Source organism: Streptomyces sp. Je 1-369 (assembly GCF_026810505.1).
Lineage (GTDB): Bacteria > Actinomycetota > Actinomycetes > Streptomycetales > Streptomycetaceae > Streptomyces.
In genome coordinates this window covers 5,431,998-5,456,071 of sequence record NZ_CP101750.1, presented here as the reverse complement: position 1 = coordinate 5,456,071, position 24,074 = coordinate 5,431,998, and the positions used below count along the sequence as shown (strand labels likewise).

The following is a 24,074-nucleotide window of genomic DNA, read 5'->3' as shown; positions in this document are numbered from 1 at the left end:
GCCATGGCGCGAATCTTCCGCCATGGCGGAAAGCGTCCGCCACATTCGGGCCACCCTGTGGCCCTGCTGACAGAATGGGACACCCCATGGCCAGATCCACGTTCACCCGTGTCGCCGTGATCGGCGCGTGCGCCGCCACCCTGTTCGCCGTCTCCTCGGGCCCGGCCCTGGCCGCCGACGTCCGCGTCAGCGACAAGACGATCAAACTCCCCGACGGCCGCGGCTACATGAAGTTCCACGACGACGGTGACGTCTTCGAGATCTGCGACACGAAAGCGGACGGCAACGGGGTCACCGGCACCCTGAAGAAGCAGTACGTGGCCGGAAACATCTCCACGCTGTGGACCGACGGCGACGGCGGCGACAACGGCTGTGACAAGCACCCGTACAACGTCGGCAACGACGGCTGGTACCAGATGACGCTGAAGTGGAACGGTGGCGGGGCGACGGTCACGTCGGAGTGGTTCAACGAGTAAGGGCTACGTTCAACGAGTAGGCGCTACGTGCGACGAGTAGGCCCTACGCCACACAGGCACAACCCGTACGCGCGGATGCCGTGAAGCCCCCCGCCGCGTCCGGTGGGGGCGCCAACTGCCGTGCCAGGCGCAGGATTCCGCGCCGAGAGGCCGCCCGCACCGCGCCGGGCCGTTTGCCGAGGACCCGCGCGGCGGACGGCCCGTCCAGCCCCATGACCACCCGCAGCAGGACCGCCTCGCCCTGGTCGGGCGGCAGGGCCGCGACCATGCGCAGCACATGCTCCGTCGACAGCGTCTCCAAGGCGCCGGTGGCGGTGTCGTCCAGGGCCGGGATGTCGAGCACCTCCTGCTCGATCAGCGTGGCGCGGGGCCTGCTGCGGGCCCGTCGCAGATGGTCGATGGCGCGATGGCGGGCGATGGTCGCCGCCCAGCGGCGGAAGTCGGCGCCGCTCCCCCGGAACCGGTCCAGGTCGCGCACGATCTGCAGCCAGGCCTCCGAGGCCACGTCTTCCGCGTCGTCGCGTACGAGTCCGCGCACATGTCCGAGAAGCCCGGGATGAACGCGCCGATAGACGAAGGCAAAAGCGGTTTCGTCTCCCTCCCGTGCTGCTCCCAGAGCCCGCGTCAGCTCCTCGTCGCTAGCGCCTGAACGGCGATGTGCCCCACCCTGCGCCACGCTCTCCTCTTAACCCCGCCGACACCGCGCACCGCGCCCGTGCCCTGTCTGCGCCCAAGATTCCCGCGCCCTGCGGCCAACTGTGCCGCAGCCCCCAATAATTCAAGAAGTCTCAATAAGCCGTCCGCAGGCCCACAGCGCCGACTTCACGCCACATGGCGCACACGGCCCGGCAAGGTGAGGTAAAAGGTCTGGAGCGAGGCTTCGGAACCATCCGTTCCGCCCCGCTCAAGGCAATTGACGACCTTCCCCAGCGGATTCCACACCCTTCCGTCCGGCATCCGGACACCGACGGACTGCCCGAAGAATTTCCGCTGTTCGGGGTCGAAGTCGACCCAGACGGCGCCGGCGCGGCACACGAGGACTTCCCCGAGATAGGCGCCGAGCCCGAAGAGCGTCCCGGCGATCTCGCTCCGCGGCCTGCCGCCCTTGCGGAGGCCGTCGATGAGGAAGTCGACGATGCGGAGGCTGGCGACGGAGAAATCGAGGGGCAGCCGATTCCGAGCGGCCACATGAGCGACAAACCCACGGGCCTGCCCCCGCATCTCCCCGGCACCGACGGCCTGTCTATGCCCGCCCTCTCCGCCCATGACCCCACCCCTTCACCTCAGCAGCCGAGAGCGCACAGCGCACCCTCAAATTGACAAGCGATAACCCTCGCTCCACCGCTACGGCTCCCCGGCGTGGCCATTCTCACGAAATCAAAGCGCCGATCACCACAACCATCGTGCCGACTCGAACGTCATGCCCTGGACTGCTCGGCGCACGCGGATGTCCGCTATATCCGCAGCCTGGTATCCGGCCTCGGCGGTGTTGTATAACCAGCCCGATTCATCCAGGGGTGGGAGAACATGCAGACCGAGAACGTGACTGAAAACGTGCCGGAGGGAAGAGAGAACGACGGCTTGGGGGAAGTCGTCATTCCGGAGGATCCGAACGACCCGACGGTGGTCGGTGAGATATCGAACCGTCGGGTGCTGGCCGTGGGCGGGGTGCTGTTCGCCATCTGTGCCGGGTTCGTCTTCTACGGCTTCGTCGGCGGGGACGAGCCGGAGCGGCGTCCCGTTCCCACGGCCTCCGTGACGTACCGCGTCACCGGCACGGGAACCGCCGACGTCTCGTACGTCGCGGAGGGGGCCGCGGGCGGCGACGGCGTCGAGGCGCGGGTCGATCTGCCGTGGCGGAAGACCGTACGCGTCCCGCTCGGCACGGACCCCGCCCTCAGCATCCGGCTCGGCGAGCGGGGCGGCGAGGCGAGCTGCGCCCTGTCCGTCCGCGGGGAGCACCGGCAACGCGCCACCGCGTTCGGCGCCCACGGACGCGCCACCTGCACCACGGAGCTGCCCGCGAAGGGCTGAGGGCGGTTCTCAGTGGCGTGCCCGCGCCCGGCGCGACACCACCGCCCGCAGTACGCGCCGTCCCTCCATGGACACGTCCAGGGCCTGCCGCAGTCCGCCCACCGGACCCGCGCCCTTGTTGGCGAGGAGTTCGAGGATCCGTACCTGGCGGCGGAGTTCGGCCGCCACCAGCGGGGACGTCAGGGTGGACGCGGTGTCCGTGCCGTCGGCGGGTGCGGTGTCGAGGAGGCGGTGGACCTGGAGCGCGGCGACGGAGCAGCCGTCGGCCCACTCCCGGATCTCGGCGCCGGAGGGCCCGGCGGGGACCGCGTCGAGCATGCGCCGGGTCAGCGTGGCTGCCTCGTGGGACGCCCCGGAGCCGGACGCCGGGCCGCCCTCATCGGCACCGGTGCCGGTGCCGAGCGCGGAGCGCGCCTCGGCCAGCGGGGCGCGCCAGTCGCCGCCCTCCGCGAGCCTCGCCCACAGCGGCCGCAGCACGTCGTCGTCGCCGCCGAGCACCGGCACGCACCGGTCGAGGCAGGCGAGCCCGCTCGCCGCCAGGCCCCTCTCGTCGGCCTGCGCGATCAGCTCCACCAGGCTCATGCTGTACGTCTCCCCCGTCACGGATCTTGCGTTGCCCCTTACTGCGTGCGCCGTCCCGGGAACGTCACTGGGGCACGACGCCGAGCCGGTCGAGGAAGCGGAAGAAGAGTTCCTCCGCGGAGGGTTCGGCGTCCGCGTTCAGTACGTCGAGCAGCGGGCCCGGGGGAACCGTCCTGCCCGACTCCGCGGCCCAGGCCACCGCACGCTGGGCGGCGTCGCGCGGCTCCAGGAAGTAGTCGTCGAGGGTCAGTTCGGTGCCGCCGATGTACCCCGCCATCGCGCGCCGCGCCAGGCACGTCGTCCACGCACCGCTCTCGGGCGCCGCCGCCTCGATGATCACGCAGGAGCTGTCCATGACGTATCCGAAGAGTGCCGGTGCGCCCGACTCGCGGGCCAGCGTGTTCATGTTGCCGACGTCGCGCGCGCCGTCGCCGTCGCTGCCGTCGCTGCCCGGCACTTCCCACACCTGCCACCCGTCGGGCCGCCGGTCCAGGAGGCTCAGTTCGTCGCGCAGGCCCTCCACCGCCGCGAGCTCCACGAGTGGCCGCTCGCTTCTGCCGATGACGTAGTACCCCCAGTAGCCCATGCCGCGCCCCCGCCCTGTTCCGCACGCCCCGTACCGCAATCTTGTCGTTCCCGGCCGAATACACCACAGATACAGGCAAGTTCGCTACCGGAAGTAAAAAATGAGGGCGGTCGGGCCGGGGATCGACCCGCGTCAGCGGAGCCCGTCCGCGAGCTTCACGAAGTCGTTCCAGGCCAGCGCCGGTTTCCTGGGGTCCCAGAGCTTCTGCACGGTGGCGCGCAGCGGCATGCGGATGCCCGCCGCCACCTGCTCCTGGGTCTGCGCGTCCGCCAGGTCGCCCCAGACCGCGAACGTGCCGCCGAGGATCTGGTCGTCGTACCGCTCACTCACGGGCTTCGTGCCGCGGACGACCAGCGGGGTCCAGCTCTCGTAGATCCGCTGACCGGTCGGGTAGCGGAAGGTCTGGGGCTGGCCGAGGACGTAGTAGAGGTACTCGTCGTTGTAGTTGACGAGCTTGCGGCCCGCCTTCAGGTACGCGTCGGGCTCGCGTGCGCCGATCTCCTTGCCGGTCCAGTAGGCGACTTCGAGGTCGTCGGCGGCCTCGGTGGTGCCGCCCCCGAAGAACCCGTCGTTCCAGGCCTTCAGCTTCTTGCCGGAGGGGCGCACGGTGTCGGCCCGGTCGTTGAGCCAGCCCGTGGCCAGGTCCTGGACGCGTCCGCCGGCGCCGTAGCGCTCGCGGGCCGCGGCGGCCAGCTGCGGGTAGGACGCCTCGGGGTTCTTGGCGGTGAGGGCGAGGTATTCATCGGCGCCGAGGTGCCAGTACGCGCCGGGGAACAGTTCGGCGTACTCCTTGAGGAGGTCGTCGACGATCTTCGCCGCCTCCGGCTTCGAGATGTCGACCGCACCGCGTGTGACCGTGCCCCGCGCGCTGCGGAGCTGGAGGGAGGGATGCTCGCGGATGACCGCGCCGAGGTGTCCGGGGGAGTCGATCTCCGGGACGACGGTGATGTGGCGGCTCGCGGCCAGCTTCAGGAGGCCGCGGACCTGGTCCTTGGTGAGGTGGTCGGAGGAGACGATCTCGGGGTGCGAGTCCGACTCGATGCGGAACGCCTGGTCGTCGGAGAAGTGCAGGCCGAGCTGGTTGTACTTCAGATCGCCGAGGTCGCGTATGCGGTCCTCGAGCCACTTCAGGTCGAAGTGCTTCCTGGCTATGTCGATCATGAAGCCGCGCTGCGGTTTGGCCGGGCGGTCCCGTACGACGCCCTCGGGGGCGGTCCTGCCGCCGCTCACCGCCTGCTTGAGGGTGCGGGTCCCGTAGAAGACACCGGCCTCGGCGGGCGCGGCTATCCGCACCTGCTCGCCCTTGACGGTCAGGGTGTACGACTCGGCGCCGCCCTTGCCCTTGTCGCCGCCCTTGTCCTTGCCCTCGTCGCCGTCGGTCAGCGTCAGCTGTACGTCGCCCTTGCGGGGGTCGGACTCTCCCCCATACGTCAGTTTCAGCTCGTCCGCGAGCAGCTTCGCCTCGTCGGCCAGGTCGCCGTCACCGACCACGACCCGCCCCTTGCCCTCGGCGGGTCGCCAGCCGGGGCCGCGCGCCGCGGTGTGCTCGCGCACGGCGGGGATGGTGGCCGGGGCCTTGGAGAGGGCGTAGCTCTTGGTGGGGCTCGTGGAGGGCGCGGCGGCGGACCTGCCGCCCGAAGGCGCCGTGCCGTCGGTGCCCGTGCCGTCGCCGCCGGGCCAGAACCCGACGGCCAGCACCACCGCCCCCACGACGGCGACACCGCCCGCCGCGGCGACGGGGCCGCGCCTCACCGGTCACCTCGCCGCGCCGATTCTGAAGTCAAAGACGAGTCCAGAGTCAGAGCCATACCGCCACGCTACGACGCGCCGTCACATGCGGCTCGTCCACATCGTGACGCCAAACTCTCCCATTCGGGTGAAATTCGCTCACCCGTCGGACAATCGACAGCACGCCTCGCTACCGTTATGACACCCCCACACCCGCATTGCCCCACCCCTGCCGCCCCCTGCCCAGGAGCGCACGCTGCACCCGCACCAGTTGAACTCCGCCACGCCGGACGCGGCCGTAGCCGCCCTGCTCACCTGCTGCGGCAGCCACCGCTGGGCCCGCCGTATCGCCGCCCACCGGCCCTACCCCGACCTGGAAGCCCTGCTCGCGGCCTCCGACGAAGCGGCGTACGACCTGGCACCCGATGACCTCGCCGAGGCCCTGGCCTGCGAACCCCTCGATCTTTTCGTCCCACAGCAGGACAACCGGGGCAATCGGGCCGACCGGGGCGCTCCGCACACCACGTACACCGCGGCCCACACCGCCCTGCGCGCCGCCCACGCCGCGTACGAGAGCCGCTTCGGGCACTCCTTCGTGATCTGCCTGGACGACGTCGCCCCCGAAGAGGCTCTCGACCATCTGCTCTCCGGCATTCGGTCACGCCTCGGCAACGATCCCGACGAAGAGACCGCCCTCGCCGCGGAAGAGCTGCGCCGCACCGCCAGGGGCCGTCTGACCAGGCTCGTCCTCTGTCAGGCCGCCAAAGAGGCCGCTCAGACCGCGGGACACGCCGCGCACGGACATCAATCGCAAGCGCTTCCCGATAGCCCGTACGTGCCTGTTTGATTGCCTGTTTGATCACACCTGCGGACCCGGGGCAGGGCTACCGACAACTCGTCGATACGATGACGAGCGGCCGGTGGACCGTACCCGGCCGGGCCCGTCCGACCACCCAAAGCCGGCTGGCCCCAATCCCCGCTCCCGGAGGGTTCTGCCGTGCCGGCTGGAACGCTGTACCGCGGCCGGGAAGGAATGTGGTCCTGGGTGGCTCACCGAGTCACCGGCGTCCTCATCTTCTTCTTCCTGTTCGTGCATGTGCTGGACACCGCTCTCGTCCGCGTCTCCCCGGAGGCGTATGACGATGTCGTCAGCACCTACAAGACGCCGATCGTCGCACTCCTCGAGTACGGCCTGGTCGCCGCCATCCTCTTCCACGCGCTCAACGGCCTGCGTGTCATCGCCGTCGACTTCTGGTCGAAGGGTCCCCGCTACCAGAAGCAGATGCTCTGGACCGTCGTCGGCATCTGGGTCGTCCTGATGGTCGGGGCGCTCTACCCCGTCCTCGGCCACGCCGTACGTGAAGTCTTCGGGAGCTGATGCCGGACATGTCTGCTGACACCACGCTTGAGAAGTCCGGAACGTCCGGTATCGGTCCCGTCGAGGGCGCTTCGCTCTACGACTCCGACAACCCGGCCCCGGTCATCGAGGCGCCGCGCAAGCGCACCTCCAAGACCCCGCGCTCGACCCGCGGCAACTTCGAGATGGCCGCATGGCTCTTCATGCGCCTGTCCGGTGTCGTCCTCGTCGTCCTCGTCCTCGGCCACCTGCTGATCCAGCTGGTGCTCGACGGCGGTGTCTCGAAGATCGGCTTCGCGTTCGTCGCGGGCCGCTGGGCCTCGCCGTTCTGGCAGGTCTGGGACCTGCTGATGCTGTGGCTCGCGATGCTGCACGGCGCCAACGGCCTGCGCACGGTCATCAACGACTACGCGGAGCGCCCGAACACGCGTCTGTGGCTCAAGGGCCTGCTGTACACCGCCACGGTGTTCACCATCCTTCTGGGCACGCTGGTGATCTTCACCTTCGACCCGAACATCCGCTAAAGCCGAGGCGACTTCCGTGAAGATTCACAAGTACGACACCGTCATCGTCGGCGCGGGCGGCGCCGGCATGCGCGCCGCCATCGAGGCGACGAAGCGCAGCCGCACCGCCGTGCTCACCAAGCTCTACCCCACGCGTTCCCACACGGGCGCCGCGCAGGGCGGCATGGCCGCCGCGCTCGCCAACGTGGAGGAGGACAACTGGGAGTGGCACACCTTCGACACGATCAAGGGCGGCGACTACCTGGTCGACCAGGACGCCGCCGAGATCCTGGCGAAGGAGGCCATCGACGCGGTCCTCGACCTCGAGAAGATGGGCCTGCCGTTCAACCGCACCCCGGACGGCACCATCGACCAGCGCCGCTTCGGTGGTCACACCCGTAACCACGGCGAGGCCGCCGTGCGCCGGTCCTGCTACGCCGCGGACCGCACCGGCCACATGATCCTCCAGACCCTCTACCAGAACTGCGTCAAGGAGGGTGTGGAGTTCTTCAACGAGTTCTACGTCCTCGACCAGCTCATCGTCGAGGTGGACGGCGTCAAGCGGAGCGCGGGCGTCGTCGCCTACGAACTGGCGACCGGCGAGATCCACGTCTTCCAGGCGAAGTCCGTGATCTACGCGTCCGGCGGCACCGGCAAGTTCTTCAAGGTGACCTCGAACGCGCACACGCTCACCGGTGACGGCCAGGCGGCCTGCTACCGGCGCGGTCTGCCGCTGGAGGACATGGAGTTCTTCCAGTTCCACCCGACCGGCATCTGGCGCATGGGCATCCTTCTCACGGAGGGCGCCCGCGGTGAGGGCGGCATCCTCCGCAACAAGGACGGCGAGCGCTTCATGGAGAAGTACGCGCCGGTCATGAAGGACCTCGCGTCCCGTGACGTCGTGTCCCGCTCCATCTACACGGAGATCCGTGAGGGCCGCGGCTGCGGTCCCGAGGGCGACCACGTCTACCTCGACCTCACGCACCTCCCGCCGGAGCAGCTGGACGCCAAGCTCCCGGACATCACCGAGTTCGCCCGCACCTACCTCGGCATCGAGCCCTACACGGACCCGATCCCGATCCAGCCGACCGCGCACTACGCCATGGGCGGCATCCCGACGAACGTCGAGGGCGAGGTCCTCGCGGACAACACGACGGTCGTCCCGGGCCTGTACGCCGCCGGTGAGGTCGCCTGCGTCTCGGTGCACGGCGCCAACCGCCTCGGCACCAACTCGCTCCTGGACATCAACGTCTTCGGGCGCCGCGCCGGCATCGCCGCCGCGGAGTACGCCGCGAAGAACGACTTCGTCGAGCTCCCCGAGAACCCGGAGGAGCTCGTCGTCTCCCAGGTCGAGCGCCTGCGCGACGCCTCGGGCAACGAGCGGGTCCACGAGATCCGCACGGAGCTCCAGGAGACCATGGACGCCAACGTCATGGTGTTCCGCACGGAGCAGACGATCAAGACGGCCGTCGAGAAGATCGCGGAGCTGCGCAAGCGCTACCTCAACGTCTCGATCCAGGACAAGGGCAAGCGCTTCAACACGGACCTCCTGGAGGCCATCGAGCTGGGCAACCTGCTCGACCTGGCCGAGGTCATGGCGCAGTCCGCGCTCGCCCGCAAGGAGTCGCGCGGCGGTCACTACCGCGAGGACTTCCCCACCCGCGACGACGTCAACTTCATGCGCCACACCATGGCGTACCGCGAGGTCGGCGACGACGGCACGGAGACGATCCGTCTCGACTACAAGCCGGTCGTCCAGACCCGCTACCAGCCGATGGAGCGTAAGTACTGATGGCTACCCCGACGATGGACAAGCTCGAGGCCCTCGAAGCGGACAACGGCTCGCACCTGATCACGGTGACGTTCCGCATCCGCCGCTTCAACCCTGAGGTCTCGGCGGACGCCACTTGGGAAGACTTCCAGCTGGAGATCGACCCCAAGGAGCGCGTCCTCGACGGCCTCCACAAGATCAAGTGGGAGCTGGACGGGACGCTCACGTTCCGCCGCTCCTGCGCGCACGGCATCTGCGGCTCGGACGCCATGCGGATCAACGGCAAGAACCGTCTTGCCTGCAAGACCCTGATCAAGGACATCAACCCGGCCAAGCCGATCACGGTCGAGCCGATCAAGGGTCTGACGGTCCTGAAGGACCTGGTCGTCGACATGGACCCGTTCTTCCAGGCGTACCGCGACGTCATGCCGTTCCTGGTGACGACGGGCAACGAGCCGACGCGCGAGCGTCTGCAGACCGCCGAGGACCGCGAGCGCTTCGACGACACGACCAAGTGCATCCTGTGCGCCGCGTGCACGTCGTCGTGCCCGGTGTTCTGGAACGACGGCCAGTACTTCGGCCCGGCCGCGATCGTCAACGCGCACCGCTTCATCTTCGACAGCCGTGACGAGGCGGGCGAGCAGCGCCTGGAGATCCTCAACGACAAGGACGGCGTGTGGCGTTGCCGCACGACGTTCAACTGCACGGACGCCTGCCCGCGTGGCATCGAGGTCACGAAGGCGATCCAGGAAGTGAAGCGCGCGCTGATCACGCGCCGCTTCTGATCCGGCTTCCACCCGTACGTCCCCGTGGGCCCCGCTCCAGTCCGGAGCGGGGCCCACGGTGCGTTTCCGGCCGCTCCCTGGAAGGTCTTCAACAAGAAGGGCACCTCTCCTACTGGAGCGCCGACGCACCCCCCCCCCCCACCGCTCCCCCACCCGTACCGGGGGGGCCGTACGGTCGAAGAATCGTGCGCGCTCGGTGCGCTTCATGCGCGCCTGCGCCGCCGCGACGGCCCCCGTCCTACCCTGACGGAATGTCAGACAACCAGCCGGTCGGACTGCTCGGCTTCGACAACGTCCTGTTCCCCGTCGGCGACCTCGGCGAGGCCGTCGCGTTCTACGAGCGGGCCGGATTCCCCGTCGCCGCCCGGCTCGACGAGCTCGGCCTCGCCATCCTGAAGGTCGGCAAGGAGACGCCGGGCCTGCTCCTGCGCGTGGAGGACGGCATCGTGCCGCGTACGCCGCCGTGGCCCTCCCCCCGCATCTGGCTGGAGGTCCCCGACGCCCGCGCGAAGGGCCAGGCCCTGGCGGCGGCGGGCATCCCCCTGCTGAGCGAGCCGTTCTCCGTGGCCACCGGCTGGACCGTGGAGATCACCGACGCGTGGGGGAACGTCGTCGGGTTCACGGACTACCTGAAGCGGCCGGAGCTCGCGCGGACTTCTTGAGGGGAGCATCCCGTCCTCACCTCCGTACCAACGCCCACACCGTCTTCCCGCTGCCCCCGCGCCGCCACACCCCCCACGCCTCCGCCGTCGCGTCGAGGAGGCACATGCCGCGGCCGTGTTCGTCCTCCCACGTGCCGGGCTTCCGCATCTCCGGCTGCGTGGGGCTCTCGTCGGACACCTCTATGAAGCAGGCGCCGTCGGCGAGCACCGTCACCGCGACTTCGAACTCCCCCGCGGTCACGAATCCGTGGACGATCGCGTTGGTCGCGAGTTCCGACACGAGGAGCACCGTGTCGTCGAGCGCCCCGTCGTCCGCGGTGTGTCCCCAGGCCGACAGGTGGTCGTACACCCGTGTCCGGGCCAGCGGCACCGACGCCGGGTGCGGCGGCAATCTGAAGGCATCACGTCTCAGCACGTCCCCTGTACCCCCACCCCATGGCCCCTGGATTCCCTGCCTCCCCCGTACCCCCTGCGATACGTCAATGCTGCGCGGCGTCACCGCGCGTGTCACTGCGGCACCCCCGGCCCAGGTACATCTGGCCAGTTCTGGACGGTCGGGTCAGGCCTGGCGCGACGCCAGTTCCACGACCGTGATGTCCGAGGGCGCCCCTACGCGCACCGGCGGCCCCCACGCGCCCGCGCCGCGGGTGACGTAGAGCTGCGTGTCGCCGTACCGTTCCAGGCCCGCGAGCGTCGGGTTGGCCAGGTCTGCGATGAGGTTGCCCGGCCAGAGCTGGCCGCCGTGCGTGTGGCCGGACAGTTGCAGGTCCACGCCGTGCTCCACCGCGTCGTGGATGACGACCGGCTGGTGCGCGAGGAGCACGGAGGCCCGTGACCGGTCCCGGCCGCCGAGTGCCTTGGCGAAGTCGGGGCCCTTGCCCTCGTCCTCGCCCGCCACGTCGTCGACGCCCGCCAGGTCGAACCCGGGGAGCTCGGTGCGGGCGTTGCGCAGGGGGTGCAGGCCGAGTTCGCGTACGTGGTCGACCCACTGCTCGGCGCCGGAGAAGTACTCGTGGTTGCCGGTGACGAAGTACGCGCCGTGCCGCGCGCGCATTCCGGCCAGCGGCGCCGCGGCGGGGGCGAGATGTTCGACGCTGCCGTCGACCAGGTCGCCCACCACGGCGATCAGGTCCGGCTGCGTGGCGTTGACGGTGTCGACCACGCGCCGGGTGAAGTCGCGGCCCAGGATCGGACCGAGGTGGATGTCGCTGACCACCGCGATCCTGAACCCGTGGGCGGCGCGCGGCAGTTTCGCCAGCGGCACGGTGACGCGCTTCACCTTGGGGCCGCGGAGTACGCCGTACGTTCCGTAGCCCACGGTTCCGGCGGCGACGGCCGCGGCGGTGCCGCCGACGATGCGGGAGACGAAGAGACGGCGGGAGGGGGAGGCGATCGCCTTCTCGGGGGCGGGCGCGGAGGCAGGTGCGGGGGCAGGTGCGGGGGCAGTCTTCTCGCCCTCGGGGGCAGCCTCCGCCGGGTCCCGGGCCTCGGACTCCGCCACACGTACACGTACGGATTCCGCCTCGGCCTCCGGAACCGTCCCTTCCCGTTCCAGCCACCGCCGCAGCAGGGGACGTACGAGCTCCCCCACGACCAGCGCGAGCAGCAGGTAAAGCGAGAGGGCCAGCCACATGAAGCCCGGCCAGGCCAGCACCTGCTGGAGCAGGAACGGCGCACCCGTCCGCTCGGCCACGAGCGCCGCGAACATCATCAGCGGCGCCGCGACGAAGACCACCGTCCCGGCGCGCCGGGCGAACCCGGGCCCCGCCGTGGTGTCCCGGACGAGGCGGCGCCACGCGTACCAGTGGAGGGCCGCGAAGGCCGCAAGGACGGCCAGGCCCACGAGGACCATGAGGGCAACCACGGTTATGACGTTCTGCGCAGTGCGCGGACTCCGCGGAACCCGATGGTGCCTACCACCGTCCCCAAGACAAAGGAGACAACGGCAAGCGTCAGGTGCACCCAGAAGTACCCGGTCGGGTTGTCCGCGTCGTCGAAGGCGAGCCCGCTGCCGTCCTTCCACAGGTTCTTGACGAAAGTGATCCAGATGAACCAGCTCCACACCCCGAAGGCGAGCAGGAACCAGGAGACAGGGCGGCTGAGCTTCATACGTTCAGTATCGCGAGCCTCCGTGCCGCACCGCCGCCGGGGTGGGGACGAGGGGACACAACAGACCTCGGGAGCGACTTACACAGCCCCGCCCTGTACGTTCTCGTCCGTGCCTGCCGTAAAAAAGACCGCCATGTTGGTCGCTTCCGCCGCATTGCTGACCATGTCGACCGCAGCGCCCGCGCTCGCGGACGGAAAGCCCGGAGACGACGAGGGGCATCCGAAGCCGCCTTCCAAGATGTCCACCGTGGGCGGTGCGCAACTCGGTGAGGCGGGCACCCAGGTGAAGCTCAAGCCGGGCGCGCCGGTGCTGCCGAAGGATCTGACGGGGCGTTCCTGGATCGTCTCGGACGCCGAGACGGGTGAGGTCATGGCCTCGCACAACGCGCACTGGCGGCTGCCTCCGGCGAGCACCCTGAAGATGCTCTTCGCCGACACCGTCCTGCCGAAGTTCCCCAAGTCGCAGAAGCACAAGGTGACGCTCGCCGACATGGCGGGCATCGGCGCGGGCAGCAGCATGGTGGGCATCAAGGAGAACGAGACGTACAGCGTCCACGACCTGTGGCTGGGCGTCTTCCTGAAGTCGGGCAACGACGCGGTGCACGTCCTGTCCGCGATGAACGACGGCGTCCCGAAGACCGTCAAGGACATGCAGAAGCACGCCGAGGAGTTGCAGGCCCTCGACACGCACGTGGTCTCCCCGGACGGCTACGACGCCAAGGGGCAGGTGTCCTCCGCGTACGACCTGTCGCTGTTCGCCCGCTCGGGGCTGCAGAAGAAGGACTTCCGCGAGTACTGCTCGACGGCCACGGCCCAGTTCCCCGGACAGACCAAGAAGGTCGAGAAGGGCAAGGACAAGGGCAAGACGAAGCGCGGCACCTTCGAGATCCAGAACACCAACCGGCTGCTCACCGGCGCACCCGGCATCAGCGCGTACAAGGGCATCGCGGGCGTCAAGAACGGCTACACCTCGAACGCGGGAAACACGTTCACCGGTGTTGCCGAACGTGACGGCAAGGTCCTCCTCGTCACCGTCATGAACCCCTCCTCCGGTGAGGCCCACGCGGTCTACAAGGAGACCGCCAGCCTCTTCGACTGGGGCTTCGAGGCCGCGGGCAAGGTCGACGCCGTGGGCCGGCTGGTCGCGCCGAAGGGTGCCGCCACGGGCGGCGCGGGCAAGGGCGCCCCGGGCAGCGGCGGCGAGGGCACGGACGCGGAGAAGGCCGCGCACTCCTCCGACGGCGGGGGCAGTGGCATGGGCACCGCGCTCGCGATCACGGGCGGCGTGCTCGTGGTGCTCGTCGGCGGCGCGTTCGTGATCCGGCGCCGGCTGCCGCTGCCCGGCCAGGCGGGCCGCCGGACGCCTCAGGACTGAGGCGGGCGGCCGTCTTCTTGGACGGTGGCTCCGGAGGCGGTCTCTACGGAGGACGTGGTTTTGGAGGCGGTCTCTACGGAGGCCGCCTCTTCGTCCTCCGTACGCGACTCCGTACGCGACTCCCTGCGCGTCGCCGTCCACGCCGCGCAGAACAGCAGCAGCTTCGCCGTGAAGTTGATCCACAGGAGGAGTGCGACGGGCACTCCGAAGGCGCCGTACATGTTCTTCGAGGCGACGCCCTTCATGTAGCCGCCGAGCAGCAGCTTGAGCAGCTCGAAGCCGGCCGCGCCGATCAGCGCGGCGGTGATCAGGCGGCGCCGGTCCGGTTGTACGCCGGGCAGCAGCGTCAGTACGTAGAGCAGCAGCAGGAAGTCCGCGAGGACGGCGATGGCGAACGCGAGGACCTGGAGCAGCACCGTGCCCCAGCCCTGCTCGTCGATGCCGAACAGGTCTGCGGTCCGGCCGACGGCGGTCGACGCGAGCGCGGACGCGGCGAACGACGCGAGCCCCGCGCCGCCGAGTCCGAAGAGCACGCCCGCGTCCTTGACCTTGCGCAGGACGGGGTTCTCCTCCTCGTCCGGCAGCTCCCAGACGGCGCGCAGGCACTCCCGCATCGAGCCGACCCAGCCGATGCCGGTGAAGAGCAGCAGGGCACCCGCGACGAGGCCGACGGTGCCCGCGTTCTCGACGAGGGCGTCCAGGTTCAGCTGGTCCGAGATGCCGGGGACCTGCTCGGAGATCTTGCTCTCCAGCGTGTCCTGCTGCTTCTTGGTGAGCGTCGCGGCGGCGATCGCGGCGGCGACGGTGAGCAGTGGGAAGAGCGCCAGGAAACTGATGAACGTCATGGCGGCGGCGAGGCGCGTCCAGTGCACCTCGTCGAGCCGTTCGTAGGACTGCCACGCGTGCGTGCGCATGCCCTTCGCGACGAGCGGCCCGATGCCGGGAAGTTTCTTCAGCCAGTCCATGACGCCTCCGTGCCTGCTGTCCTGCCTGTTGTCCTGCCCGTGGTGCGGAAGACCAAGGTCCGGGTACCCCAGAAGCGCAGAACTGTGGCGAGTGCCATACCGATACCGGCGCCTGAGACGGTGTCCGCACGCTGCGAGGTCAGACCGAGTCCGTAGTGGGACACGGCGATGCACAGCAGTTGGACGAGGGCGCCCGCGATGTTGACGGCGAAGAACACCGCGTACTGGCGCAGCCGCGGGATCTCCGCGGCCTTCCTGCGGTAGGTGCCGAGGGCGTTGCCGGCGTACGCCACGGAGCAGCCCGCCACGAAGGAGAGGGATTTGGCGGTGAGCGGGTCGAGGCCGACGGGTCCGCGCAGCCAGATGAAGAGGCCGAGGTCGGCGGCGTACGCGCAGATCCCGGCGGCGGCGAAGCCCAGCAGTTCGGGCCCGAGCGCGCGCAGCCGTACGCGCGGGGACGTCACCTTCACCAGTCCGCGACCGCGAGCCCGTACATGGCGAGCCACACCACGCCGATCACGGCGAGAGCCCTGTCCCGCAGGACGACGTCCTCGGGCTCGCCCGCGGTGCCCCGGTCGGCGAAGACGGCGTAGCGCAGGATGGCGAGGATGAACGCGGCCATGGACAGCTGACGCCAGGGCAGTGAGCCGCCGTCGGCGGTGCCGCCCTCCTCCATGGCCCACAGGCAGTACGCGAGGACGGCGACGCCCGCGGCGAGTTGCCACACGAAGCGCAGGTAGCCGGTGGTGTATTCGGTGAGCAGCGCGCGCGTGGCGCCGAGTTCCTCCGGGCTCGCGGACATCTGGACGGCTTCGGAGTACCGCTTGGCGGAGACCATGAAGAGCGCGCAGAAGCCCGTGGTGATCAGGAACCAGCGCGACAGGGGGATGTCGAGGGCGAGGCCGCCGATCATGGCGCGCATCAGGAAGCCGGTCGTGACGATGGTGAGGTCGACGACGAGGACGTGCTTGAGGCTGATGCAGTAGGCGAGTTGCATGCCGACGTACGCGGCCAGGAGCGCCGCGGTGAGCGGCGTGCACAGGACGGTGGCGGCCGTCGGTGCGAGGACGGCCAGGAGCCCTCCTACGGCGTACGCGACGGGTACCGGCACCTGACCGCAGGCGACCGGCCTGCGGCACTTGGTGGGGTGTGCGCGGTCGGCGTCGGCGTCGCGTGCGTCGTTGATCAGGTAGACGGCGGACGCGGCGGCGGTGAACAGCACGAAGACGATCACGACTTGTCCGACGGCGTGCCGTGTGAAGAGTTCGCCCGCGGCCGCGGGGGCGGCTACGACGAGGACGTTCTTCACCCACTGGCGGGGGCGTGCGGTCTTCAGGAGGCCGAGTGGCAGGCCGACCGCGCCCTGGCGCGGCGCGTCGGGCGGTCCCGGCCGTTCGAGGAGCGTGGAGACGGGTTCAGGCATCGATGAGGCCTCCGTTCATCCAGGCCGCGCCCGCGCGCGCGGTGAGTGCGCCCAGCGCCGCGCCCGCGGCCACGTCCGAGGGGTAGTGGACGCCGACGACCATCCGGGAGACGCACATCGCGGCGGCCAGCGGCGGCAGAAGGTGGGCTCCTACTGGGCGCAGCGCGCCGTAGGCGACGACGGCCGCGGCGGCGGACGTGGCGTGCGAGCTGGGGAAGGAGTGCCGGCCCGCGGTGCGTACGAGGGGTTCGATGCCGCCCAGGGCGGCGGGGCGCGGTCGGCGTACGACGCGCTTGATGCCCATGCTGGCCAGGTGGGCGGCGGCGGTGAGGGCCGTGCCGCGGAGCCAGGCGCCGCGGCGCTCGCGGTCGGCGGCGGCGCCCGCCAGGCCGGCGACGATCCAGAGCGCGCCGTGCTCGCCGGTGCGGGACAGGGCGCGGGCGGCGGCCGCCACGCGCGGGTCGGTGCCGCAGTCGTGCAGGGCCGACAGCAACCGGTGGTCCATGTCGTGCATGTCGCCTCTATTTCGAAGACGTTCGAGGGCATTCGGTAGCCGGTCATCTCGACTCTTCTAGGCAACATCCCAATAATTACGTCAATGTTGGATGACACTCGCTCAATCACCCATTTCGGTGAGAGCCGGGACGGTTCTGAGCGAAACGCCCATGTACGGGCGATACGGTCATTGGCATGCCTGCCGACTGCCCCGACTCCCCCGCCGATTCCCCTGTCCGCACCGAGGCCCCGACGTCGCCCGCCGTCTCCGTCTCGGGCTGGGGCCGCACCGCACCGACCACCGCCCGGCTGGTGAGACCCCGGACGCCGGAGGAGGCCGCGGCCGCGGTGCGCGCGTGCGGGGAGCGCGGCGGCATCGCCCGCGGCCTGGGGCGTGCCTACGGAGACGCGGCGCAGAACGCGGGCGGCGCCGTCATCGACATGACGGGCCTCGACCGGATCCGCGTCATCGACACCACGCGGACGTCGGACACCGGTGCCCCCGCGGCCACCGTCGTCTGCGACGCGGGCGTCTCGCTGCACCACCTGATGGAAGTCCTGCTCCCCCTCGGCTGGTTCGTCCCTGTGACACCCGGGACCCGTTACGTGACGGTCGGCGGGGCCATCGGCGCCGACATCCACGGCAAGAACCACCACGTCTCCGGGTCCTTCGCCCGGCACGTCCTCGCGATGGACGTGCTGACCGCCGACGGCACGGTCCGCACGGTCGAGCCCGGCAGCGCCCTGTTCGACGCGACGGCGGGCGGCATGGGCCTGACCGGCGTCATCCTTTCGGCGACCGTGCAACTCCTCCCTGTGGAGACCTCCTTGATGGCGGTCGACACGGAACGGGCGACGGACCTCGACGACTTGATGGCCCGCCTCACCGCGACGGACCACCGCTACCGCTACTCGGTCGCCTGGATCGACCTCCTCGCGCGCGGCGCGGCCATGGGCCGCTCGGTCCTGACCCGCGGCGACCACGCCCCTCTGGACGCGCTTCCGGAGCGGGCACGCGCGCGTAGGGCCCCTCTCGCGTTCCGTCCCGCACAGTTGCCCGCCGCCCCGTCCTTCCTTCCGGAGGGGTTGCTCGGCAAGGCGTCGGTGGGCCTCTTCAACGAGCTCTGGTACCGCAAGGCGCCCCGCTCCCGCACCGGCGAGCTGCAGAAGATCTCCACCTTCTTCCACCCGCTGGACGGTGTCCCCCACTGGAACCGCATCTACGGCCGCAGCGGCTTCGTCCAGTACCAGTTCGTCGTCGGGTACGGCAAGGAGGAGGCCCTGCGCCGCATCGTGCAGCGCATCTCGGAGCGCGGCTGCCCGTCCTTCCTCGCCGTACTGAAGCGCTTCGGAACGGGCGACCCGGGCTGGCTCTCCTTCCCGATGCCCGGCTGGACCCTCGCCCTCGACATCCCGGCGAACCTGCCCGGCCTCGGCGCCTTCCTCGACGAGCTCGACGAGGAGGTCGCCGCCGCCGACGGCCGTGTCTACCTCGCCAAGGACTCACGTCTGCGGCCCGAGATGCTCGCCGCGATGTATCCGCGGCTCGACGACTTCCGCGCCCTGCGGGCCGAGCTCGACCCGCTCGGCGTCTTCCGCTCGGACCTCTCCCGCCGCCTCGCTCTTTAAGCCCCCTAGGAGACCGGTACACGTGAAAGACGCCTTCGGCACCCCTCAGTCCCTGCTCGTCCTCGGCGGCACCTCGGAGATCGGTCTCGCCACCGCCCGACGCCTCGTCGCCCGCCGCACCCGCACCGTCTGGCTCGCCGGGCGCCCGTCGCCCGCCCTGGAGGAGGCCGCCGCCGACCTGCGCGACAGGGGCGCGGACGTGCGGACCGTCGCGTTCGACGCGCTCGACCCCGAGGCCCACGAGGAGTCGCTCGGCAAGATCTTCACCGAGGGCGACATCGACATGGTGCTCCTCGCCTTCGGCGTCCTCGGCGACCAGGCACGCGACGAGGACGAGCCCCTCGCGGCGGTGCGCGTCGCCCAGACCAACTACACGGGCGCGGTCTCGGCCGGCCTGGTCTGCGCGCGGGCGCTCCAGTCCCAGGGCCACGGGTCCCTGGTGGTGCTCTCCTCCGTGGCGGGCGAGCGGGCGCGCCGCTCGAACTTCATCTACGGCTCCAGCAAGGCCGGACTGGACGCGTTCGCGCAGGGCCTCGGCGACGCGCTGCACGGCACGGGGGTGCACGTGATGGTCGTGCGCCCCGGTTTCGTGCGCTCGAAGATGACGGCGGGCCTGGAGGAGGCTCCCATGGCGACCACCCCGGACGCGGTGGCCGAGGCCATCGAGACCGGACTGCGGCGGCGCTCGGAGACGGTGTGGGTGCCGGGGGCGCTGCGGCTGGTCATGTCGGCGCTGCGACACGCGCCGAGGCCGGTGTTCCGCCGCCTGCCTCTCTAGGGTCCCGGTCAGCGAGTGGGCAGTGTGCCCCGGGCCGCCGGGGCCTGGGCCTGCGGGGGCACCACGGTGCCGCCGAAGGCGAAGTCGCGCAGCTTGCGCCAGACACCGTCGGCACCCTGCTCGTACAGGGCGAAGCCGGTGCAGGACCACTCGGCCTCGTACTCCGAGAGCTCCTCGTACGCACGGTCCATCGCCTCTTCGGAGATGCCGTGCGCCACCGTGACGTGCGGGTGGTAGGGGAACTGCAGTTCGCGTGCCATCGGGCCGGACGCGTCCCGCACCCGCTCCTGAAGCCAGGAGCAGGCCGACCCGCCCGCCACCACCTGCACGTAGACCACAGGGGACAGCGGACGGAACGTGCCCGTTCCGGAGAGGCGCATCGGGAAGGGCCGGCCGGCCGCCGCGACCGAGAGGAGATGCGCCTCAACCGCGGGCAGCGCCGACGCGTCCACCTCGGTCGGCGGCAGCAGGGTCACGTGCGTGGGGATGCCGTGCGCCGCGGGGTCCCCGAAGCCCGCACGCCGCTCCTGGAGCAGGCTGCCGTGAGGCTCCGGGACCGCGATCGAAACGCCGATCGTTACGGTCCCCACGTCGTACTCCTGTCGTCGCGTCGATGGGCAGGGGCGCGGCCCGGCGGGCAGCGCGGTGTTGTTGTCGTGGTGCTCGGTGCGGTGACTCAGTGCTTGGCGGGCAGGAAGCCCACCTTGTCGTACGCCTGCGCGAGGGTCTCGGCGGCGACGGCACGCGCCTTCTCCGCGCCCTTGGCCAGGATCGAGTCGAGCGTCTCCGGGTCGTCCAGGTACTGCTGGGTGCGGTCCCGGAAGGGGGTCACGAACTCGACCATGACTTCGGCGAGGTCGGTCTTCAGCGCACCGTAGCCCTTGCCGGTGTACTTCTGCTCCAGTTCGGCGATACCGGTGCCCGTGAGCGTGGAGTAGATGCTCAGGAGGTTGCTGACGCCCGGCTTCTCCGCCACGTCGTAGCGGATCTCCGTGCCGGTGTCCGTGACGGCGCTCTTGACCTTCTTGGCGGTGGCCTTGGGCTCGTCGAGCAGGTTGACGAGGCCCTTCGGCGTGGACGCCGACTTGCTCATCTTGATCGACGGGTCCTGAAGGTCGTAGATCTTCGCCGTCTCCTTGAGGATGTACGCCGACGGCACGGTGAACGTCTCACCGAAACGGCCGTTGAAACGCTCCGCGAGGTCACGGGTGAGCTCGATGTGCTGGCGCTGGTCCTCGCCGACCGGGACCTCGTTGGCCTGGTACAGCAGGATGTCCGCGACCTGGAGGACCGGGTAGGTGAAGAGGCCGACGGACGCGCGGTCGGCGCCCTGCTTGGCGGACTTGTCCTTGAACTGCGTCATGCGGGAGGCCTCGCCGAATCCGGTGAGGCAGTTCATCACCCAGGCGAGCTGGGCGTGCTCGGGGACGTGGCTCTGGACGAAGAGCGTGCAGCGCTCCGGGTCGAGGCCTGCGGCGAGCAGCTGGGCGGCGGCGAGCCGGGTGTTGGCGCGCAGCTCGGCGGGGTCCTGCGGGATCGTGATCGCGTGCAGGTCCACCACCATGTAGAAGGCGTCGTGGGACTCCTGCAGCGCCACCCACTGGCGGACCGCGCCGAGGTAATTGCCGAGGTGGAACGAGCCGGCGGTGGGCTGGATCCCGGAGAGCACACGAGGTCGTTCAGAGGCCATGGTGCCCATTCTCTCAGGTGACTCTCATAGCTCGGAAACAGGTGTGTGACGGGTGGGAACCGATCGGCCGCGCCGACTGCCGCGCGGGTGGGCGGGTCAGGCGGTCGGCAGGCCCGGGGCGGGGTGCGCGGCCATCAGGTCGGCGACCTCGGACCTGATCTTCGTCAGGGTGCCCTCGTCCCCGGTGCGGGCGGCGGCGACACCGCGGTCGATCCACTCCGCGACGGTCGCCATGTGCTCCGTGCGGAGCCCGCGGGAGGTGAGGGAGGGGGTGCCGATGCGGACACCCGAGGGGTCGAAGGGCTTCCGCGGGTCGAACGGGACGGTGTTGTGGTTGACGACGATCCCGGCCCGGTCGAGGGCCTTCGCGGCGATCTTGCCGGGGACGTCCTTGGGGGTGAGGTCCATCAGGATGAGGTGGTTGTCCGTGCCGCCGGAGACCAGCTCGAAGCCGCGGGCGAGCAGGGCGTCGGCGAGGGCCTTCGCGTTGTCGACGACCGCGTGGGCGTAGTCGCGGAAGGAGGGGCGGGACGCCTCGTGGAGGGCGACGGCGATGGCGGCGGTCGTCTGGTTGTGCGGGCCGCCCTGGAGGCCGGGGAAGACCGCCTTGTCGATGGCCTTGGCGTGCTCCTCACGGGACATGAGCATCGCGCCGCGCGGACCGCGCAGGGTCTTGTGGGTCGTCGTGGAGATCACGTCGGCGTGCGGCACCGGTGAGGGGTGGGCGCCGCCCGCGATCAGACCGGCGATGTGCGCGATGTCGGCGACCAGGACGGACCCGGCCTCGCGGGCGATGTCGGCGAAGGCCGCGAAGTCGATCGTGCGGGGCAGTGCGGTGCCGCCGCAGAAGATCAGCTTGGGGCGTTCCTTGAGGGCCAGGTCGCGGACCTCGTCGAAGTCGACGCGGCCCGTGTCGCGACGCACGCCGTACTGGACGCCGCGGAACCACTTGCCCGTGGCGGAGACGCCCCAGCCGTGGGTGAGGTGGCCGCCCATCGGCAGGGCCATGCCCATCACGGTGTCGCCGGGCTCGGCGAAGGCGAGGTAGACGGCGAAGTTGGCGGGGGATCCCGAGTAGGGCTGGACGTTGGCGTGCTCGACGCCGAAGACGGCCTTGGCGCGGGCGACGGCCAGCCGCTCGACGGGGTCGATGTTCTGCTGGCCCTCGTAGTAGCGGCGGCCGGGGTAGCCCTCGCTGTACTTGTTCTGGAGGACGGTGCCCGAGGCTTCCAGTACCGCTGCGGAGACGTAGTTCTCGCTGGGGATCAGCCGCAGGGTGTCGGCCTGGAGCTGCTCCTCGGCGCCGACGAGGGCGGCGAGTTCGGGGTCCTCGGCGGCGAGGGCGGGGTGGTGCGGGGAAGGAGACGAAGAAGAAGACGAAGAAGAAGACGAAGAAGAAGACGTAGGGAGAGTCATGGTGGCCTCCGGGGCGAGCGGTGAGTGTCCGGTCGTGGTCCCGGGGTGCCCAGGCGGGGCGGCACCTCGAAGGTCGTGCCTCGCACGGCTTCACCGGGGTTCGTTCCCCGTGCGCCAGTCACCGTGCTGTCAGGGCCACCCTAGCGGGCACGCCGATCCGGCAGGTTTCTTCGTCCGCGATGCGAGCGACGATAGGAATTGGGCGCCACACCCGCCCCCAGCCGCAGGACGAACGGAGACCCCGTGTCGAGTACGTCATCTTCCGCCACGAACACTTCCCGGACGGCCGGTGAGCGGCTCATCGCCGCCGCCGAGGCGCACAGCGCGCACAACTACCACCCGCTGCCCATCGTGGTCTCCTCGGCCGACGGGGCCTGGATGACCGACGTCGAGGGGCGCCGCTATCTCGACATGCTCGCCGGGTACTCCGCGCTCAACTTCGGGCACGGCAACCGCCGCCTCATCGACGCCGCGAAGGCGCAGCTCGACCGGGTCACGCTGACCTCGCGGGCGTTCCACCACGACCGGTTCGCCGAGTTCTGTACGCGCCTCGCGGAGCTCTGCGGCAAGGAGATGGTGCTGCCGATGAACACCGGCGCGGAGGCCGTCGAGACGGCCGTGAAGACCGCGCGGAAGTGGGGGTACCAGGTCAAGGGAGTGCCGGACGGCCGGGCGAGGATCGTGGTCGCGGCCGGCAACTTCCACGGCAGAACGACGACCGTCATCAGTTTCTCCACGGACGACGAGGCGCGGGCGGACTACGGGCCGTACACACCGGGCTTCGACATCGTGCCGTACGGCGACCTGGAGGCGTTGCGGGCCGCGGTCACCGACGACACCGTCGCCGTGCTGATCGAGCCGATCCAGGGCGAGGCCGGGGTGCTCGTCCCGCCGCCCGGATATCTGCCCGGGGTGCGGGAGTTGACCCGGGAGCGCGGGGTCCTGTTCATCGCGGACGAGATCCAGTCGGGTCTGGGCAGGACGGGGCGTACGTTCGCGTGCGAGCACGAGGGCGTGGTCCCGGACGTGTACCTGCTGGGCAAGGCGCTCGGGGGCGGGGTCGTGCCGGTGTCGGCGGTGGTGGCCGACGCCGATGTGCTCGGGGTGTTCAAGCCGGGTGAGCACGGGTCGACGTTCGGCGGCAATCCGCTCGCCTGCGCGGTGGGGCTCGAGGTGGTCGACATGCTGTCGACGGGCGAGTTCCAGCAGCGGGCCACGGAGCTGGGCGAGCACCTCCACGCCGAGCTGGCGCTGCTGGCCGCTACGGGGGCGGTGACCGAGGTGCGCGGGCGCGGGCTGTGGGCGGGCGTCGACATCGCCCCGTCGTACGGCACGGGACGGGAGATCTCGGAGAAGCTGATGGAGAGGGGGGTACTGGTCAAGGACACGCATGGGTCGACGATCCGTATCGCTCCCCCGCTGGTGATCAGCAAGGAGGACCTGGACTGGGGGCTCGGTCAGCTGCGGGCGGTGCTGAGCTAGCTCGGAGGACGCTGCGGCCCGGGCCGGTGCCCGGGGGTTAGCCCTACTGGCAGTGGGCGGTTGGCAGGATCGTCCCGGGCCGCGGCATCCGGAAATGTTGGGCCCGGCGTCAAGCACGCCGGGTTCCCGGCAGATCCAGATCCGTAGGAGTTGGCCAGTGCGTGGGCAAGCAGGGCAGAGGTTCCGTTCTTACCAGGGGTGGCAGCGCGGTGGACTCCGCGGAGCGAC

The 24,074-nt window shown here is 70.3% G+C and carries 27 protein-coding genes; 12 read left to right on the top strand and 15 right to left on the bottom strand.

Annotated features, from left to right (window positions below; translation table 11 throughout):
* Positions 1-86 precede the first annotated feature (86 nt).
* A complete protein-coding gene (locus tag NOO62_RS24960) occupies positions 87-476 on the top strand; it encodes a hypothetical protein (protein WP_268773084.1) in 390 nt (129 codons plus the stop codon).
* 43 nt (positions 477-519) lie between these two features.
* Here NOO62_RS24960 and NOO62_RS24955 read toward each other — a convergent pair whose 3' ends face one another.
* Positions 520-1,152 carry an RNA polymerase sigma factor gene (locus tag NOO62_RS24955; RefSeq protein ID WP_268773083.1) on the bottom strand — a complete coding sequence of 211 codons (633 nt, stop codon included), beginning with the start codon at positions 1,150-1,152 and terminating at the stop codon, positions 520-522.
* Positions 1,153-1,298: 146 nt separating this feature from the next.
* On the bottom strand, positions 1,299-1,697 hold the full coding sequence (locus tag NOO62_RS24950; protein WP_268775760.1) for a hypothetical protein: 399 nt from the start codon (positions 1,695-1,697) through the stop codon (positions 1,299-1,301).
* 306 nt (positions 1,698-2,003) lie between these two features.
* On the opposite strand from NOO62_RS24950, the gene NOO62_RS24945 reads away from it, so the two are divergent.
* Positions 2,004-2,510 carry a hypothetical protein gene (locus NOO62_RS24945; protein ID WP_268773082.1) on the top strand — a complete coding sequence of 169 codons (507 nt, stop codon included), beginning with the start codon at positions 2,004-2,006 and terminating at the stop codon, positions 2,508-2,510.
* Positions 2,511-2,519: 9 nt separating this feature from the next.
* Here NOO62_RS24945 and NOO62_RS24940 read toward each other — a convergent pair whose 3' ends face one another.
* The 3 genes from NOO62_RS24940 to NOO62_RS24930 all read right to left on the bottom strand — a co-directional run bounded on the left by NOO62_RS24940 (position 2,520) and on the right by NOO62_RS24930 (position 5,430).
* The gene (locus NOO62_RS24940) at positions 2,520-3,092 is read right to left on the bottom strand and encodes a hypothetical protein (protein WP_268773081.1); all 573 of its coding nucleotides are present in this window, start codon (positions 3,090-3,092) and stop codon (positions 2,520-2,522) included.
* A 64-nt stretch (positions 3,093-3,156) separates the two neighbouring features.
* Positions 3,157-3,678: a hypothetical protein gene (locus NOO62_RS24935; RefSeq protein WP_268773080.1), complete on the bottom strand. Its 522-nt coding sequence runs from the start codon at positions 3,676-3,678 to the stop codon at positions 3,157-3,159.
* 132 nt (positions 3,679-3,810) lie between these two features.
* Complete coding sequence (locus tag NOO62_RS24930) at positions 3,811-5,430, bottom strand: beta-N-acetylhexosaminidase (RefSeq protein ID WP_268773079.1); 1,620 nt, start codon at positions 5,428-5,430, stop codon at positions 3,811-3,813.
* A gap of 247 nt (positions 5,431-5,677) precedes the next feature.
* Here NOO62_RS24930 and NOO62_RS24925 point away from each other — a divergent pair, with 247 nt between their 5' ends.
* The 6 genes from NOO62_RS24925 to NOO62_RS24900 all read left to right on the top strand — a co-directional run bounded on the left by NOO62_RS24925 (position 5,678) and on the right by NOO62_RS24900 (position 10,484).
* Positions 5,678-6,253, top strand: a complete 576-nt coding sequence (locus tag NOO62_RS24925; protein ID WP_321170599.1) for a 2-oxo-4-hydroxy-4-carboxy-5-ureidoimidazoline decarboxylase — start codon at positions 5,678-5,680, stop codon at positions 6,251-6,253.
* A gap of 150 nt (positions 6,254-6,403) precedes the next feature.
* The gene (sdhC, locus tag NOO62_RS24920) at positions 6,404-6,784 is read left to right on the top strand and encodes a succinate dehydrogenase, cytochrome b556 subunit (protein WP_150185849.1); all 381 of its coding nucleotides are present in this window, start codon (positions 6,404-6,406) and stop codon (positions 6,782-6,784) included.
* 8 nt (positions 6,785-6,792) lie between these two features.
* Entirely contained in the window at positions 6,793-7,287 is a 495-nt protein-coding gene (locus tag NOO62_RS24915; RefSeq protein ID WP_150171318.1) for a succinate dehydrogenase hydrophobic membrane anchor subunit, read from the top strand.
* A gap of 16 nt (positions 7,288-7,303) precedes the next feature.
* Positions 7,304-9,058 carry a succinate dehydrogenase flavoprotein subunit gene (gene sdhA, locus NOO62_RS24910; protein WP_268773078.1) on the top strand — a complete coding sequence of 585 codons (1,755 nt, stop codon included), beginning with the start codon at positions 7,304-7,306 and terminating at the stop codon, positions 9,056-9,058.
* Positions 9,058-9,822: a succinate dehydrogenase iron-sulfur subunit gene (locus NOO62_RS24905; RefSeq protein WP_268773077.1), complete on the top strand. Its 765-nt coding sequence runs from the start codon at positions 9,058-9,060 to the stop codon at positions 9,820-9,822. The genes sdhA and NOO62_RS24905 overlap by 1 nt, the downstream gene beginning before the upstream one ends.
* Before the next feature lie 251 nt (positions 9,823-10,073).
* Entirely contained in the window at positions 10,074-10,484 is a 411-nt protein-coding gene (locus NOO62_RS24900) for a VOC family protein (RefSeq protein ID WP_268773076.1), read from the top strand.
* Between the two features lie 16 nt (positions 10,485-10,500).
* Here NOO62_RS24900 and NOO62_RS24895 read toward each other — a convergent pair whose 3' ends face one another.
* From NOO62_RS24895 to NOO62_RS24885, 3 genes are all read right to left on the bottom strand, one after another.
* A complete protein-coding gene (locus NOO62_RS24895; protein ID WP_268773075.1) occupies positions 10,501-10,899 on the bottom strand; it encodes an ATP-binding protein in 399 nt (132 codons plus the stop codon).
* 144 nt (positions 10,900-11,043) lie between these two features.
* Complete coding sequence (locus tag NOO62_RS24890) at positions 11,044-12,348, bottom strand: metallophosphoesterase (RefSeq protein WP_268773074.1); 1,305 nt, start codon at positions 12,346-12,348, stop codon at positions 11,044-11,046.
* A gap of 2 nt (positions 12,349-12,350) precedes the next feature.
* Positions 12,351-12,593: an SCO4848 family membrane protein gene (locus NOO62_RS24885; protein WP_055566125.1), complete on the bottom strand. Its 243-nt coding sequence runs from the start codon at positions 12,591-12,593 to the stop codon at positions 12,351-12,353.
* A gap of 163 nt (positions 12,594-12,756) precedes the next feature.
* Between NOO62_RS24885 and NOO62_RS24880 the strand changes: the two genes are divergently transcribed.
* Positions 12,757-13,968: a D-alanyl-D-alanine carboxypeptidase family protein gene (locus tag NOO62_RS24880; RefSeq protein WP_414930875.1), complete on the top strand. Its 1,212-nt coding sequence runs from the start codon at positions 12,757-12,759 to the stop codon at positions 13,966-13,968.
* Here the strand turns inward: NOO62_RS24880 and NOO62_RS24875 are convergent.
* From NOO62_RS24875 to NOO62_RS24860, 4 genes are read right to left on the bottom strand one after another with little or no spacing between them, the layout of a single operon-like run.
* The gene (locus NOO62_RS24875; protein ID WP_268773072.1) at positions 13,959-14,933 is read right to left on the bottom strand and encodes a YihY/virulence factor BrkB family protein; all 975 of its coding nucleotides are present in this window, start codon (positions 14,931-14,933) and stop codon (positions 13,959-13,961) included. The genes NOO62_RS24880 and NOO62_RS24875 overlap by 10 nt on opposite strands.
* Positions 14,921-15,397 carry a GtrA family protein gene (locus tag NOO62_RS24870; protein ID WP_268773071.1) on the bottom strand — a complete coding sequence of 159 codons (477 nt, stop codon included), beginning with the start codon at positions 15,395-15,397 and terminating at the stop codon, positions 14,921-14,923. The genes NOO62_RS24875 and NOO62_RS24870 overlap by 13 nt, the downstream gene beginning before the upstream one ends.
* A gap of 2 nt (positions 15,398-15,399) precedes the next feature.
* Positions 15,400-16,356: a decaprenyl-phosphate phosphoribosyltransferase gene (locus NOO62_RS24865; RefSeq protein ID WP_268773070.1), complete on the bottom strand. Its 957-nt coding sequence runs from the start codon at positions 16,354-16,356 to the stop codon at positions 15,400-15,402.
* Positions 16,349-16,870, bottom strand: a complete 522-nt coding sequence (locus NOO62_RS24860) for a phosphatase PAP2 family protein (protein WP_268773069.1) — start codon at positions 16,868-16,870, stop codon at positions 16,349-16,351. Before NOO62_RS24860 ends, NOO62_RS24865 begins: the two co-directional genes overlap by 8 nt.
* A 176-nt stretch (positions 16,871-17,046) precedes the next feature.
* Here NOO62_RS24860 and NOO62_RS24855 point away from each other — a divergent pair, with 176 nt between their 5' ends.
* A complete protein-coding gene (locus tag NOO62_RS24855; protein WP_268773068.1) occupies positions 17,047-18,480 on the top strand; it encodes an FAD-binding oxidoreductase in 1,434 nt (477 codons plus the stop codon).
* Positions 18,481-18,502: 22 nt separating this feature from the next.
* Positions 18,503-19,258: a decaprenylphospho-beta-D-erythro-pentofuranosid-2-ulose 2-reductase gene (locus NOO62_RS24850; RefSeq protein ID WP_268773067.1), complete on the top strand. Its 756-nt coding sequence runs from the start codon at positions 18,503-18,505 to the stop codon at positions 19,256-19,258.
* Between the two features lie 8 nt (positions 19,259-19,266).
* Here NOO62_RS24850 and NOO62_RS24845 read toward each other — a convergent pair whose 3' ends face one another.
* From NOO62_RS24845 to glyA, 3 genes are all read right to left on the bottom strand, one after another.
* Positions 19,267-19,848 carry a 2'-5' RNA ligase family protein gene (locus tag NOO62_RS24845; RefSeq protein ID WP_268773066.1) on the bottom strand — a complete coding sequence of 194 codons (582 nt, stop codon included), beginning with the start codon at positions 19,846-19,848 and terminating at the stop codon, positions 19,267-19,269.
* A gap of 86 nt (positions 19,849-19,934) precedes the next feature.
* Positions 19,935-20,948: a tryptophan--tRNA ligase gene (gene trpS / locus NOO62_RS24840; RefSeq protein WP_268773065.1), complete on the bottom strand. Its 1,014-nt coding sequence runs from the start codon at positions 20,946-20,948 to the stop codon at positions 19,935-19,937.
* A 96-nt stretch (positions 20,949-21,044) separates the two neighbouring features.
* Positions 21,045-22,364 carry a serine hydroxymethyltransferase gene (gene glyA / locus NOO62_RS24835; protein ID WP_268773064.1) on the bottom strand — a complete coding sequence of 440 codons (1,320 nt, stop codon included), beginning with the start codon at positions 22,362-22,364 and terminating at the stop codon, positions 21,045-21,047.
* Between the two features lie 243 nt (positions 22,365-22,607).
* Between glyA and rocD the strand changes: the two genes are divergently transcribed.
* Complete coding sequence (gene rocD / locus NOO62_RS24830; protein ID WP_398976970.1) at positions 22,608-23,846, top strand: ornithine--oxo-acid transaminase; 1,239 nt, start codon at positions 22,608-22,610, stop codon at positions 23,844-23,846.
* The last annotated feature ends 228 nt before the right edge of the window (positions 23,847-24,074 follow it).

Coding starts and splice junctions, on each gene's coding strand:
- NOO62_RS24860 (WP_268773069.1), bottom strand. CDS start 16,870: ATGCACGACATGGACCACCGGTTGCTGTCGGCCCTGCACGACTGCGGC.
- NOO62_RS24880 (WP_414930875.1), top strand. CDS start 12,757: ATGTCGACCGCAGCGCCCGCGCTCGCGGACGGAAAGCCCGGAGACGAC.
- NOO62_RS24865 (WP_268773070.1), bottom strand. CDS start 16,356: ATGCCTGAACCCGTCTCCACGCTCCTCGAACGGCCGGGACCGCCCGAC.
- NOO62_RS24885 (WP_055566125.1), bottom strand. CDS start 12,593: ATGAAGCTCAGCCGCCCTGTCTCCTGGTTCCTGCTCGCCTTCGGGGTG.
- NOO62_RS24950 (WP_268775760.1), bottom strand. CDS start 1,697: ATGCGGGGGCAGGCCCGTGGGTTTGTCGCTCATGTGGCCGCTCGGAAT.
- NOO62_RS24935 (WP_268773080.1), bottom strand. CDS start 3,678: ATGGGCTACTGGGGGTACTACGTCATCGGCAGAAGCGAGCGGCCACTC.
- NOO62_RS24900 (WP_268773076.1), top strand. CDS start 10,074: ATGTCAGACAACCAGCCGGTCGGACTGCTCGGCTTCGACAACGTCCTG.
- NOO62_RS24960 (WP_268773084.1), top strand. CDS start 87: ATGGCCAGATCCACGTTCACCCGTGTCGCCGTGATCGGCGCGTGCGCC.
- glyA (WP_268773064.1), bottom strand. CDS start 22,364: ATGACTCTCCCTACGTCTTCTTCTTCGTCTTCTTCTTCGTCTTCTTCT.
- trpS (WP_268773065.1), bottom strand. CDS start 20,948: ATGGCCTCTGAACGACCTCGTGTGCTCTCCGGGATCCAGCCCACCGCC.
- NOO62_RS24940 (WP_268773081.1), bottom strand. CDS start 3,092: ATGAGCCTGGTGGAGCTGATCGCGCAGGCCGACGAGAGGGGCCTGGCG.
- NOO62_RS24945 (WP_268773082.1), top strand. CDS start 2,004: ATGCAGACCGAGAACGTGACTGAAAACGTGCCGGAGGGAAGAGAGAAC.
- NOO62_RS24915 (WP_150171318.1), top strand. CDS start 6,793: ATGTCTGCTGACACCACGCTTGAGAAGTCCGGAACGTCCGGTATCGGT.
- NOO62_RS24905 (WP_268773077.1), top strand. CDS start 9,058: ATGGCTACCCCGACGATGGACAAGCTCGAGGCCCTCGAAGCGGACAAC.
- NOO62_RS24855 (WP_268773068.1), top strand. CDS start 17,047: ATGCCTGCCGACTGCCCCGACTCCCCCGCCGATTCCCCTGTCCGCACC.
- NOO62_RS24875 (WP_268773072.1), bottom strand. CDS start 14,933: ATGGACTGGCTGAAGAAACTTCCCGGCATCGGGCCGCTCGTCGCGAAG.